This is a genomic window from Nocardiopsis sp. iso_186 (assembly GCF_056173365.1).
Genome location: NZ_CM149670.1, coordinates 3,371,522 through 3,383,930 on the forward strand (window position 1 = coordinate 3,371,522; position 12,409 = coordinate 3,383,930).

Genomic DNA, 12,409 nt, shown 5'->3' on the forward strand with positions numbered 1-12,409 from the left:
GCCTGGCCCGGTCAGAGGACCTTGGCGAGGAAGGCGCGGGTGCGCTCGTGGCTGGGGGCGTCGAAGACCTGGGACGGGGGCCCGGTCTCCACGATCCGCCCGTCGCTCATGAACACGACGGTGTCGGCGACCTCGCGGGCGAAGCCGATCTCGTGGGTGACGATGATCATCGTGGTGCCGCCGGCGGCGAGGTCCCGGATGACGTCGAGGACCTCCCCGACCAGTTCGGGGTCCAGCGCGCTGGTGGGCTCGTCGAACAGCAGGACCTTGGGGCGCAGGGCCAGGGCCCGCGCGATGGCCACGCGCTGCTGCTGGCCGCCCGACAACTGCCGGGGGTAGGCGTCGGCGCGGTCGGCGAGGCCCACCCGCGCCAACAGCGCCCGGGCATCGGCCTCGGCCTCGGCGGCCGGGCGGCGCAGCGCGGAGCGGGGCGCCTCGGTGATGTTCTCCAGGACGGTGAGGTGCGGGAAGAGGTTGAAGCTCTGGAACACGAAGCCGATCGCGCCGCGCTGGCGCAGGATGTGCTTCTCCTTGAGCTCGTGCAGTACACCGCGACCGCGCCGGTATCCGATCAGTTCGCCGTTGACGCTGACGTAGCCGCGGTCCGCGCGCTCCAGGTGGTTGACGCAGCGCAGCAGGGTGCTCTTGCCCGATCCGGAGGGGCCGAGGACAGCGGTGACCTCGCCCTCGGCGACGGTCAGGTCGATGCCGTGCAAAACCTCCAGGGTGCCGAAGCCCTTGTGGACTCCGCGGATCTCGACCATGGGGCGGGCGGTCACGGGGTACTCCCTCGGGTGGGCGCGATACGGGCGCGCAGGGTCAACGCGGCACGCCGCAGCCGTTGCACCGGGGTGGGCGGCAGGGTGCGCAGTGCGCCCTTGGCGTAGTGGCGTTCGACGTAGAACTGCACGATCGACAGCAGCGTGGTCAGCACGATGTACCAGAGGGTGGCGACCATGAGCATGGGCACGACGTCGCCGGTGCGGTTGTAGATGACCTGGATGCGGTAGAACAGCTCGCCCAGGGCCATGATGTAGACCACCGAGGTGCCTTTGAAGAGGCTGATCACCTCGTTGCCGGCGGTGGGCATGATGGTGCGCATGGCCTGGGGCAAGATGATGCGGCGTACCTGGCGGACCCATGGGATGCCCAGTGCCGCTGCCGCTTCGCGCTGCCCCTGGTTGACGGAGAGCACGCCCGAGCGCACGATCTCCGCCGAGTAGGCGGCCTGGTGCAGGGCCAGGCCGAGCACGGCGGCCGCCATCGGACTGATGAGGTCCATCGTGCCCACGGAGTAGAAGGACGGGCCGAAGGGGATTCCGAAGGAGATCTGGTTGTAAAGGATCGCCAGGTTGTACCAGAAGAGCAGCTGTACGATGAGGGGGATCGAGCGGAACGCCCAGATGTAGACCCAGGCGACCGCGACCAGCAGCGGGCTGCTGGACAGCCGCATCAGGGCCAGGATCACGCCCAGCGCGAAGCCGATCACCGTGCCGTACAGGGTGAGCTGGATCGTGAGCCACAGTGCGTTGAGGACGGATTCGGCGAACAGGTACTCGACGACGACGTGCCACTTCCACGCCGGGTTGGTGAGCAGCATGTTGACGAACATCGCCGCGAGCACTGCGACGACGGCACTGGCGGCCCAGCGCAGCGGGTAGCGCGCCGGGTGTACGGGGCGACCCGCGAGGTCGTCGGTGTCGCGGGCGGGGTCGGCCTGCTCGGTGGCGGGGGTGGAGAGCGCGCTCACTGCCGTCCCTCCCCCCGTCCGGCCGGGGGAAGGGCCTTGTCGAAGGGAAGCGGGCCGATCGTCTCGGGATCGGCCGCGAGATCGAACAGCGGCGTGTAGCCGGCCGCGAGGTAGAGGGCGCGTGCCTCGGGTTGGCGCGGACCGGTGATGAGGTACAGGCGCGCGTATCCTCCACGGGCCGCCTCGGCCTCCAGCGCCGCGAGCACCCTGCTGGCGTAGCCCCGGCGGCGGCTGTCGGCAGCGGTCCACATCCGTTTGATCTCTGCGGTGCGGTGGTCGTAGCGGCGGTAGGCGCCGCCGGCCACGGGGACCCCGTCGCGCAACAACAACAGCAGCACGCCGTGGGGCGGGGCGAAGTCCGACGCGGGGAACCGGGTCATCTCGTCGCTGATGTCACCGTAACGGGCGGTGTACTCCTCGGACAGTTCGGCCAGCAGGGGTGCGGCCTGGGGGTCGTCGATCCGGGTCGCGCGGATCACCAGGTCCTCGGTTGCCGGGGGCGCCGGCGGCTGGGGGCCCATCGGTTTGCTCACTCTCTGACTGCGTGCGGGTGCGCGGATTCGGCGGCCGCGCCGAACGGAACGTGCGGCATGGAGGGATTCTTGGGCACCAAAAACCTATTTGTCAAGTAGGAAAAGTATATTTACAGGTCAGGGGCCTGCCCCCACGGACCGCCGTCCCCGGGCCCGCCGGCGGCGCGGTCCTCAGCGGGACGCCCCGGCCGCCTCACGCACGGCCGCAGCGACGCGCTCGCGCAGGGAGACGAATCCCTGGTCGGCGCGAGGCCGCTCAAGACGAGGCAGGTCGGAGGACTCGTCGAACACGATCCGCCCCGGCCGGGCGCTCAGGACGATGATCCGGGTGCCCAGGTGGACGGCCTCGTCCACATCGTGTGTGATGAACATCAACGTCTTCCCGCTCAGCCGCCACAGGGCGCGCAGCTCCTCCTGCATGCGTTCGCGGGTGAGCGCGTCCAGCGCACCGAAGGGCTCGTCCATGAGCACGATCGCGGGGTCGGGGGCCAGGGCGCGGGCGATCGCGACCCGCTGGCGCATGCCTCCGGACAGCTCGTAGGTACGCATACGGGCCGTATCGGCCAACCCCACCAGTTCGAGCTGGCGCATGGCCCGTTCCCGGCGCTCCTTGCGCCCCACCCCGGTCATGCGCAGCCCGAACTCGACGTTGGCGCGGACGCTGAGCCACGGAAACAGGGTGGGCTGCTGGAAGACGACACCGCGATCGGGCCCCGGTCCGGTAACCGGCCGCCCGTTGACGGCGACCGCGCCGCGCGCGGGCGGGTGGAACCCCGCGACGATGCGGAGCAGGGTGCTCTTGCCCGAACCGGAGGGGCCGACCACCACCAGGTGCTCCCCTTGGGGAAGCCGCACGTCGATGCCCTCCAACGCAGGGACCCACCCGCCACGACCGCGGTACTCGTGGCCCACCGCACGAAGCTCCAGGGCGGTCGGCGCCGTCTCAGCCTCCCGCGACACTCTCGGCCCCCGTGGGAAGAAGCGCCGCCTCGAAAAGGGACCGGTCCGGCGCCGTTTCGATCTCGCCCTGCTCGGCCAGGAACTCCGCGGTCAGGCCGAGGTACTCGGCGAGGCGACCTGGTTCGCCGCTGGTCCCGAGGTAGTCGGCGGAGGCCTGCTCGGCCGCGGTGAGAAAGACGAGCTGGTCCACCTGCTCCTCGGCCTGGGCGGGCTCAAGGTTGAGTTCGGCTGCGATGGCCGCCACGGCGGTCTGCTTGTCATCTCGCAGGAGGGTCACCGCACGGTCCTGTTGGGCGACCCATTCGGCCAGCGCGTCAGGGTAGTCCTCGGCGAACCCGGTGGCAACGACCGCGAGGTCGGCGGTGACCTTCCCCCGTCGGGCCAGTTCACCACTGGTCACCAGCGCGTGGCCGCCCTCGTCGTAGAGCTGCCCGAGGACCGGGTACCACACGAACGCGGCATCGACGTCGCCCCGCTGCCAGGCGGCCTGGATGTCGGGCGGCTCCAGGTCGAGGAGTTCCACGTCCCCCACCTCCAGTCCGGCCTCGTCGAGAGCTGCGATGAGGTGGTAATGGGTGGTGGAGGCGAAGGGCACAGCGACAGTGCGGCCCTCCAGGTCGGCGACGGCGTCGATGCCGTCGACCGCGACGAGCGCCTCGTTGTCGTCGATGACGTCGTGGATCCACGGCACCTGGTAGCCGATGTCCAGCGGCTGCGACAGCCCGCGGGTCACCGGAGCGCTGCCGGCCAGGGCGATGTCGAGTTCACCCGCGAGGAAAGCGGTGTTGACGTCTCCACCGGAGTCGAACTTGTTCCAGGTGACCGTGGTGTCGGGCAGCGCCTCCTCCAGCCAGCCCTGGTTCTTGACGATCAGGTCGCCGTTGGGGATGGACTGGTAGCCGATGCGAAGCTCTCCGGGGATGCCGTCGGCCGGGTCGGCGGCCGGATCGGCACCGCATGCCGACCCCAGGAGAAGGGTCGCGGCGAGCGCGGCTGCGAGTGCTGTCCTGGACGTGGGGCGGGGGGACACGGGCGACTCCTGATGGGCGGGGAGCACGGACGGGCGGAAACGAAAGGGCGGGCGCGGGCGTGCGGAGCGCACGGCCACTGGGTCAGGTACGCCCCCGCCAGGGGGCGAGGACACGGTCGGCTGACTGGAGGAGCCAGTCGATGAGGAGTCCGGAGAGCCCGATGACGATGAGGCCGAGGATGACCACGTCGGTCTGGTTGTAGCGCTGGGCCTCGCGGATCATCCCGCCGATGCCGGGGATGCCGTTGATCGTCTCGGCTGCGACGACGGAGGTGTAGGCCACGCCCACGGCGATGCGCACCCCGGTCATGATCTCGGGGAGGGCATAGGGAAGGACGACCCGGACCGGGAGCTGCCAGGACCGGGCCCCCAGCGAGCGGGCGGCGTTGAGGTAGTCGGGGGCGACGCCGCGCACGGCATCGGCGGTGGCGACCGCCACCGGTGGCAGGGACGCGATGACGAGCAACCAGATCTTGGGTTCCTCGCCGATGCCGAACCAGATGACGAGCAGGCTCAGGTAGGCCAAGGGCGGCAGGGTGCGCACGAAGGTGATGAAGGGCCCCAGGACGGCGCGAGCGGCCGGGACGAGCCCGACGAGCAGGCCCAGCACGATACCGCCCACCGTGCCGTACCCACTGCCGAGAAGGATGCGCCCCAGACTGGTGAGCAGATGCCCCTGCACCGTGGAACCGCTGTAGCCGACGGTGGCCGTGGTCACCAGTTGCGCCCAGACGGCACCGGGAGAGGGCAGGATGACGGGCGGCCAGATCCCCGCGCGCGCCACCGCCCACCAGAGCAGCAGGAAGCCGCCGACGGACAGGGCGCGCAGACCGATCGACCCCGCGGCCTCGGGTATGCGAAACCGCGTCGGCCGGTCGTCGGCCTCGGTGTCGCGGGGAGGGGTCCGCGTGGTGGTGCTCATGCCGTGGCCGCCGGAAGGGCGGCCGTCAGGCGCGGCAGGACGTACTCGCCGACCCGGTACGCCTCTTCCAGGTGCGGCCACCCCGAGAGGACGAACTCCTCTATACCGAGTCCCCGGTACTCCTGGAGGCGGCGGGCCACCTCGTCGTAGTCGCCGACCAGTGCGGTCCCGGCCCCCTCGCGGACCAGACCCACACCGGCCCACAGGTTCGGCGCGACCTCCAGGGCGCGGGGGGAACCGCCGTGGAGCGCGGCCATCCGCGCCTGTCCGACGGATTCCATCCGCGCGTAGTAGTGCTGCATGGCCTCGATCCGGGCGGGGTCCATCCCTGACAGCAGCCGGTCGGCCTCGCGCCATGCCTCGGCCGAGGTGTCCCGGGCGATGACGTGCAGCCTGATACCCAAGCGCACGCTGCGCCCCTGCCCGGCGGCCAGGGAGCGGACCCGTTCGATCCTCTCCGCGATCATCGCGGGCGGCTCGCCCCACATGAGGTAGGTGTCGGCGCGGGCGCTGGCCACCCGTTCCGCGGGGGCCGAGGCCCCGCCGAAATAGATCTCGGGTGCGGGGTCCAACGGATCGGTGGGCCCCGCGTCCTGCACCCGGTAGTGCCTACCGGTGAAGTCGAAGCGCTCACCGGAGAAGGAGCGGCGCAGGACGTCGAGGAACTCGTCGGTGCGGGCGTAGCGGTCGTCGTGGCCGAGGAAGTCGCCGTAGGCGCGCTGCTCGACCGGGTCTCCCCCGGTGACCACGTTGAGCAGCAGCCGGTCGCCCGAGATCTCCTGGAAGGCGCGCGCCTGCTGGGCGGCCAGGGTCGGCAGGACGAAGCCGGGGCGAAACGCCACCAAGAACTTGAGGCGGTCGGTGTGCTGGGTCAGCGCGGCGCAGGTGATCCAGGGGTCAGGGCAGCCCGAGCCCGTCGGGGTGAGGACTCCGGTGAACCCGGTGGCCTCGGCTGCGCGGGCCACCTGGGCGAGGTAGCCGAGCGTGGCGGGGCGCGTGGGCGAGGTGACGCCGCCCGTCCCCAGACGGATGGTGGAGTTGCGGACCGCGTGGCCGTCTCCCGTCGTGGGCAGGAACCAGTGGAAGCGCATGCGGGCCCACCTTTCGCGCGGGTGTTCCGGAGCCACGGATCAAAGTACACTATACAAGTAGGAAAAGATAAGAAAAAGCGGCACCGACCGGGTGGGCACCATCCCCGGCGCCAGGGTGCGCCTCTGCCCTCCGTACGCCCGGCGGCCCCCGGCGGCCTCGCCGAACCGGCCCGCCGACCGCGCGCTCGGCCCTCCGCCGGCCTCGGCCCGGACCGGATCCACCCGAACGCCGGCCCCGAGGGCCGGCGGCTTCACCGGTCGTCCCGACCCGATACTCAGCCGCGGAGGAGCGGCAGGACCTCCTCCCCCACCCTGTGCGCCTCCTCCAGGTGCGGGACACCGGCCAGGATGAAGGAGTCAACGCCAAGGGCGATCAGTTCGTCGAGGCGTTCGGCGACCTGCTGGTAACTGCCGACCAGCCCGAAGGCCGGGCCCCCGCGCAGCAGTCCGAAACCACCCCACACGTTGGGCGCGACCTCCAGGTCGCGGTAACCGTTGACGGGCCCGCCGAGGAAGGCGCGGCTACGGGCCGCCCCTACCGAGTCCCCCGATCGACCCGCCCGCAGCGCCGCGGTGTCGGCGGCCTCGAAACCGCGCCGGACCTCCGCCCAGGCCGCTTCCTCGGTCGCCCGCGCGACCACCTCCGCCCGGACGGCGAAACGGGGGGTGCGTCCAGTGGCGGCGCTGTGTGCGCGCACGGCCGCGAACTTCTCGGCCAGCGCCCCGAAGGGCTCCAACCAGGACAGGTAGTAGTCGGCGTGCCGACCGGCCGCGTCGATCGCCGCGGGCGAGGAGCCCGAGAAGTAGACCTCCGGGAACTCCTGGGCGGCCAGCGCGTCGGGCAGCGCACCGCCCTCGACCCGGTAGAAGCGCCCGTCGAAGTCGAAGGGCCGCTCCTGCCACACTCCCCGGTGCACCCGGAGGAACTCCTGGGTGCGCGCATAGCGGTCGTCGTGGGCGACCTCGTCGCCCCACCACAGCTGCGCGGGACCGCCCCCGCCGGTGATCACGTTGTAGACGACACGGCCGTGCGAGGCGCGTTGGAGGGTGGCCGCCATCCGGGCGGCGTGCACGGGGTTGAGGAAGCCCGGCTGGAAGGCGACCATGAACCGGAAGGTGCGGGTCTCGCGGGCGAGCATCGCGGCCGCGGCCCAGGGATCGTCGGTGAAGGGGAAGGAGGGCATGAGCCCGCCGTAGAACCCGGCCGATTCCGCTGCACGCGCGACATCGGCCATGTGCTCGATGTAGGCGTAGCCGTCGGGCGCGCCGCCCCGCAGTGCCGGAGTGATGCTCCCGGCGACGTGCGGAGCCCAGTCGCCGCGGCTCTCGGCGCGCTCGCGCAGCGACCGCTGGTCGCCGTGCATACCGATGCGCCAGTAGAAGTCAACGGACACGGGCCTGCTCCTGCTCTGCCAGGGCGGGCAGCAGCCGCTCGCCCAACCGGTAGGCCTCGGGGAGCGCGGGGAGCGCCTCGACCGAGAAGGTGCGCACTCCCCGGCGCGCGTAGTCGTCAAAAAGGGCCGCGACGTCGTCGTACGAACCGACCAGTCCGCTGGGCAGGGTGTGCCCCAGGCCCGCGAAGCCCTCCCAGTGCGGCCCCGCATCGCTCCCGGCATCGGCGCGCGCCTCCGCCGTGTCGTCGCGGGCCAGGACCGACAGCTCGACCCCAAGCTCGACGTCGCGTCCCCACCGCGCGGAGCGGCCGGCGAGCTCGGCGCGTACCGCCTTGATGTCGTCGGCCGGGCCCAGCAGGTGCACGTCGGCGTGGCGGGCCGACAGTTCGAGCGCCTCCTCGCCGGTGCCCGAGAGGTAGACGCGGGGAAACGCCCACCCGGTGAGCGGCGCGTCGAAACCGCCCTCCAGCACCCGGTAGAAGCGGCCCTCGAAGGAGAAGGGGCGGCGGGTCCACACGCCCTTGGCAGCGGTGAGGAACTCGTCGGCCCGCCGGTAACGGTCGGGACCGCTCAAAAAGTCGCCCTGGGCTGCGTGTTCGGCCGCGTCGCCGTCCAACGCCGGCCGCCACCCCAGCCGCTGGGCCGAGAAGCGCTGGAGAGTGACCGCCATCTTGGCCGCGTAGACGGGGGTGGCGAAGCCGGGGTGGAACTCTGCGACGACACGCAGATGACGGCTGTGGCGCAGGAGCCCCGCGGCCACCGTCCAGGACTCCTCCCCCAGGGGGTCGTGCGGGACGAGCACGCCGCCCAGGCCGGCCGTCTCGGCCGCACGCCCGGTCTGGAACAGGCGTTCCAGCGGACCGTAGTGGTCGGCACGCACGTCACGGGGCACCGGCCCGAGGCCGGTCGGGGGCCCGTGACGGGTGGGCAGTCTCAGGAGCAGTTCGGTCATACGGGGATCCTCGGTCGAAAGTGGGGGTCGGGGACGGGCGCCGTCAGCACCCGTCCCCGGCGGGTCAGCGCGCGTCGGGGTCCGGAAGCGGCGGGACGAGGGCGTTGACGTCCGCCAGCACGGCCGAGGCGACGTCGGCCTCGCGCGACAGCAGGCCGCTGGCGAAGAGCAGGTCGGCCGCGCGCTGCTGCTCGGCGACGAACTCCCCGGTCACGGGAAGAAGGCCGAAGGGCCTGGTACGCAGGGCGTGCTCCCAGGCGTCCAGGTCGGTGTCGGGCCCTCCGCGTTGCCGGGCGTCCGCGACGAAGAGGGCAGCGGCCTCGCGCGGGTTGTCGCGAATCCAGGCGTCGGACTCCTGCAGGGCGGCGATGATCGCGGCCAGCTCCTCGGAGCGGTTCTCGGCGAAGTCGCGACGGGTGAACCACAGCGAACGGTGGCTGAACAGGCCGTCGGTGGCGACGAGATCACGGGTGGAGACCTGCGCTTCCACCGCGCTCAGGCCGGGGTAGGCCCCCACCCACGCGTTGACGGCACCGCTCAGGAACTCCTCGGCTGCGTTGACTCCGGTGTCCACGGGGATGATGTCGCCCCAGCCCAGCCCTGCGCGCTCCAGTGCGAACAGCAGCAGGGTGGTCTGCCAGGAGCCGTGCGCGATACCGACGGTGCGACCCCGCAGATCGGCGATTTCCTTGATGTCGGAGTCGGCCTTGACCAGCAACCTGCCATTCTCGTGGCGGGGACCCGAGATCGCGACGTAGACCACGTCGTGCCCCTGGCCCTGGGCGGTGATGGGCGGGGTGAAACCGGTGCCGATGAAGTCGTAACCGCCGTCGAAGAGGCGGTCCGCGTGCACGGTGGGCAGCCCTTCGGTGGGGGCGGGACGCTGTCCCTGCGGGAGGTCGCGCAGGTCCACCCACTCGACGTCGGGCAGCCTGCGCTCCAGGATGCCCCGGTGGCGTAGGACGAACAGCGAGTTGTTGTGCGGGAAGTAACCGACCTTGGTGCTCATGGTGTCTCCGGCTGGTTGGGGGTGGGGACGCGGGTCAGGAGGTGGTGCGGGCGAGGATCGCGTGTGCGGCGGCCAGTGGTTCGTGGGCGGCCCAGGCGTGCACGTCCACGGGAGCGGCGAGGAAGCCGTTGCGGTGCAGGAAGTCCTGCTGGACGGCGAGCAGGCCCAGGCGTTCGGCGGAGAGGTCGGGGTGCAGACCGGTGTGGAAGCCCTCCGCGTAGGCGGCTGCCACCCCTTGGGCACCCGATCGGGTCTCGGCCGCCAGGATCCGGCGGACGCGCGCGGGGTTGTCGGCCGCCCAGTCGGCGGCGCGCAGGGTCTGCACCAGGAAGGCGGTGACCAGTTCGGGGCGTTCGGTGAGGATGCGCTCGTGCACGGTGATGGGGCGCGGGGTGCCGTTGTTGACGCGGAAGCGCCGTTCGGGGGCTGCGTCGAGGTCGATGGCGACGACCGCGCCGAGGGCGGCTGCCTCCTCCACGGCCCGGGCGCCCTTGACGTAGACGGCGTTGACGGCACCCGCCGCGAGTTCGGCGAGGCCCGGCCAGGAGGCGGCACGGGCATCGGCGCCCACGGTGGGAGCCAGGTCCGCGGCGACCTCGACCTGTTCGACGTCGTCCAGGGTGTGCCCGGCCAGGGCGAGTGCGCCGGTGAAGCCGTGCAGCGCCATGGCGCGTGGAAAGCTGCGGGCGGGACTGTCCGCGTGGGCGGGGACCGCGACGCGTCGGCCCTTGAGGTCGGCGGGCGAGGCGATCCCCGCGCCGGGGAGAGCGAGCACCGACTGCGCCTCGTCGATCCAGGTCAGACCGATGAGTCGGGTGGGTGCCCCCTCCGATCGGGCGGCCAGGGCCGGTACGTTGCCGCCCTCGCGGAAAAGGCCGAGGAGGCGGTGGTCGAAGTGGTGGCGGGCGATCTCGGGGGGCGCGTCCTGGAGGATGCCCACGTCCAGCCCCTGTTCGGCGAAGGACACGGCGAGCCAGCCGAGGTTGTGGGCCAGGCCGCTGGCGGTGGGAACGGGGCAGCGGGTGTACCAGATCTTGTCCACGCCGGTGGCGGCGGACGACGGAGGGGCGGTGGTCACAGGGGTTCCTCCCGTTGGGCGGCGGTGGACTCGGGGTCAACGGGTGGAGCTGACCCCGAGTTCACCGAGGAAGTCGCGGCGGTAGTCCAGTACAGCCGGGTTGTTGCGGTCGCGGGGGTGGTCGAGGACGATCCGGCGGTTGACGGAGAAACGGCCCCGTCGCAGGACCGCCACCCGGTCGGCGAGCCGGACGGCCTCGTCCACGTCGTGGGTGACCAGGAGGACGGCCGGCCGGTGCCGAGCGCACAGGTCGGCGACCAGATCCTGCATGTGCAGCCGGGTCAGGGCGTCCAGGGCGGCGAACGGCTCGTCCAGCAGCAGCAGTTCGGGGTCGCGCACCAGGGCCCGGGCGAGGGCCGCGCGCTGGGCCTCCCCGCCGGAGAGGGTGGCCGGCCAGGCACGTGCCTTGTCGGCCAGGCCGACTTCGGCGAGGGCACGCGCTCCGGCAGCGCGGGTAGCGGCTCCCCGGGGCTGGCCGATGGTGACGTTGGACAGCACCCGGCGGGCCTGGACCAGGCGCGGTTCCTGGTAGACGGTGGTGCGCCTGGCGGGGACAAGCACCTCGCCGCCGTCGGGCGCCTCCAGCCCGGCCAGGGTGCGCAAGAGGGTGGTCTTGCCCGTGCCGCTGGGGCCGAGCAGGACGAAGAACTCACCGCGCCGGATGTCGAGGTCAACGCCGTCCAGGACGGTGGCGGCGCCGTAGGACTTGCGCAGTCCGCGTACGCGCACGGCGAGGTCGGTACCGGGTCGGGTAGCCACGGGTTGCTCCTGACGGGTGGCGGGACGGTGGGCGGTCATCGGGCCGCCACGTGGGCACGCCAGGGCATCAGCACCCGTTCCAACAGGCGGATCGCCGCGTCGATGAGGAGGCCGATGACGGCGTACAGCACGATGCACAGCACCATGTAGTCGGTACGGAAGTACTGCTGGGCGAGGGTCACCAGGTAGCCGATCCCCGCCGTGGTACCGATCTGCTCGGCGGCGATGAGACCGGTGAGGCTGATAGTCATGCAGATCCGCAGGGCCATCAGGATGCTGGGCAGGGCGCTGGGGATGATGACGCCCAGCGCCAGCCGGGCCCCTCTCAGGCCGAACCCGCGGGCGGCCTCCAGGACCTTGCGGTCCACCCCGCGTACGCCCACGTAGGTGTAGGCGTACATGGGGGCGACGGCCGCGACCGCGATGAGCACGACCTTGAAGGTCTCGTCCACGCCGAACCAGGAGATGAACAGCGGTACGAGGGCCAGGAAGGGAACGGCGCGCACGATCTGCATGGAGGGGTCCACGAGTTCCTCGCCGAGCGCCGTGAGTCCGGACATGATCCCCAGGAGCAGGCCCGCTCCCACCCCCACTGTCACGCCCAGGGCCGCGCGGCCGAACGAGGCCGCCAGGAACTCGGCGAGCTGACCGGTCGCGATCAACTCGCGCAGCGCCGTCAGGACGGCCGGAGGGCTGGACAGGATCCGGGAGTTGACGAAGCCGGCGATCGACCCCCACCACCACAGCCCCACCAGCAAGAGAGGGATGCTGACGCGCACAGCCAGGGACAGCAGCGGGTTGCGGGGGCGGCTCCCCAGGTGGACGGGGCGTTCCAGGCCGGGCGGCGCGGGGCGGGGGCCGGTGGGCGCGGCCTCGGCGAACGGGGGTGCCGCAGGCGACGGCCCGGATGAAACGGTCATGGGAGTGCTCC

Annotated in this window: 13 protein-coding genes; all 13 read right to left on the reverse strand. The window is 71.8% G+C overall.

The annotated features are described in order from the left end of the window. Window positions 1–11: 11 nt before the first annotated feature. Window positions 12–764 (reverse strand): amino acid ABC transporter ATP-binding protein, encoded by a 753-nt coding sequence (locus AC0VYP_RS14735; protein WP_475474258.1) that lies wholly within the window; start codon window positions 762–764, stop codon window positions 12–14. An 11-nt stretch (window positions 765–775) separates the two neighbouring features. Next, window positions 776–1,750, reverse strand: coding sequence for an amino acid ABC transporter permease (locus AC0VYP_RS14740; RefSeq protein ID WP_475470234.1), 975 nt, complete (start codon window positions 1,748–1,750; stop codon window positions 776–778). Beyond that, window positions 1,747–2,283 (reverse strand): GNAT family N-acetyltransferase, encoded by a 537-nt coding sequence (locus AC0VYP_RS14745; protein ID WP_475470236.1) that lies wholly within the window; start codon window positions 2,281–2,283, stop codon window positions 1,747–1,749. The genes AC0VYP_RS14740 and AC0VYP_RS14745 overlap by 4 nt, the downstream gene beginning before the upstream one ends. A gap of 171 nt (window positions 2,284–2,454) precedes the next feature. Next, the gene (locus AC0VYP_RS14750; RefSeq protein ID WP_285756586.1) at window positions 2,455–3,243 is read right to left on the reverse strand and encodes an ABC transporter ATP-binding protein; all 789 of its coding nucleotides are present in this window, start codon (window positions 3,241–3,243) and stop codon (window positions 2,455–2,457) included. After that, window positions 3,227–4,273 carry a taurine ABC transporter substrate-binding protein gene (locus tag AC0VYP_RS14755; RefSeq protein WP_285756587.1) on the reverse strand — a complete coding sequence of 349 codons (1,047 nt, stop codon included), beginning with the start codon at window positions 4,271–4,273 and terminating at the stop codon, window positions 3,227–3,229. Before AC0VYP_RS14755 ends, AC0VYP_RS14750 begins: the two co-directional genes overlap by 17 nt. 82 nt (window positions 4,274–4,355) lie before the next feature. Beyond that, window positions 4,356–5,195: an ABC transporter permease gene (locus AC0VYP_RS14760; RefSeq protein WP_475470238.1), complete on the reverse strand. Its 840-nt coding sequence runs from the start codon at window positions 5,193–5,195 to the stop codon at window positions 4,356–4,358. After that, a complete protein-coding gene (locus AC0VYP_RS14765; RefSeq protein WP_475470240.1) occupies window positions 5,192–6,286 on the reverse strand; it encodes an LLM class flavin-dependent oxidoreductase in 1,095 nt (364 codons plus the stop codon). Before AC0VYP_RS14765 ends, AC0VYP_RS14760 begins: the two co-directional genes overlap by 4 nt. A 275-nt stretch (window positions 6,287–6,561) precedes the next feature. After that, window positions 6,562–7,680, reverse strand: a complete 1,119-nt coding sequence (locus AC0VYP_RS14770; protein ID WP_475470242.1) for an LLM class flavin-dependent oxidoreductase — start codon at window positions 7,678–7,680, stop codon at window positions 6,562–6,564. After that, on the reverse strand, window positions 7,670–8,632 hold the full coding sequence (locus tag AC0VYP_RS14775) for an LLM class flavin-dependent oxidoreductase (protein ID WP_285756590.1): 963 nt from the start codon (window positions 8,630–8,632) through the stop codon (window positions 7,670–7,672). Before AC0VYP_RS14775 ends, AC0VYP_RS14770 begins: the two co-directional genes overlap by 11 nt. A 64-nt stretch (window positions 8,633–8,696) precedes the next feature. Beyond that, window positions 8,697–9,641 carry an ABC transporter substrate-binding protein gene (locus tag AC0VYP_RS14780; RefSeq protein ID WP_475470243.1) on the reverse strand — a complete coding sequence of 315 codons (945 nt, stop codon included), beginning with the start codon at window positions 9,639–9,641 and terminating at the stop codon, window positions 8,697–8,699. A gap of 34 nt (window positions 9,642–9,675) precedes the next feature. After that, complete coding sequence (locus tag AC0VYP_RS14785; RefSeq protein WP_475470244.1) at window positions 9,676–10,719, reverse strand: ABC transporter substrate-binding protein; 1,044 nt, start codon at window positions 10,717–10,719, stop codon at window positions 9,676–9,678. Between the two features lie 36 nt (window positions 10,720–10,755). Beyond that, complete coding sequence (locus AC0VYP_RS14790) at window positions 10,756–11,478, reverse strand: ABC transporter ATP-binding protein (protein WP_475470246.1); 723 nt, start codon at window positions 11,476–11,478, stop codon at window positions 10,756–10,758. A 35-nt stretch (window positions 11,479–11,513) separates the two neighbouring features. After that, a complete protein-coding gene (locus AC0VYP_RS14795) occupies window positions 11,514–12,398 on the reverse strand; it encodes an ABC transporter permease (RefSeq protein WP_475470247.1) in 885 nt (294 codons plus the stop codon). Window positions 12,399–12,409 lie beyond the last annotated feature (11 nt).

Bases quoted from the DNA above. Each gene is read 5' to 3' on its own strand.
- AC0VYP_RS14765 (WP_475470240.1), bottom strand. From the start codon at position 6,286: ATGCGCTTCCACTGGTTCCTGCCCACGACGGGAGACGGCCACGCGGTC.
- AC0VYP_RS14795 (WP_475470247.1), bottom strand. From the start codon at position 12,398: ATGACCGTTTCATCCGGGCCGTCGCCTGCGGCACCCCCGTTCGCCGAG.
- AC0VYP_RS14760 (WP_475470238.1), bottom strand. From the start codon at position 5,195: ATGAGCACCACCACGCGGACCCCTCCCCGCGACACCGAGGCCGACGAC.
- AC0VYP_RS14775 (WP_285756590.1), bottom strand. From the start codon at position 8,632: ATGACCGAACTGCTCCTGAGACTGCCCACCCGTCACGGGCCCCCGACC.
- AC0VYP_RS14735 (WP_475474258.1), bottom strand. From the start codon at position 764: ATGGTCGAGATCCGCGGAGTCCACAAGGGCTTCGGCACCCTGGAGGTT.
- AC0VYP_RS14780 (WP_475470243.1), bottom strand. From the start codon at position 9,641: ATGAGCACCAAGGTCGGTTACTTCCCGCACAACAACTCGCTGTTCGTC.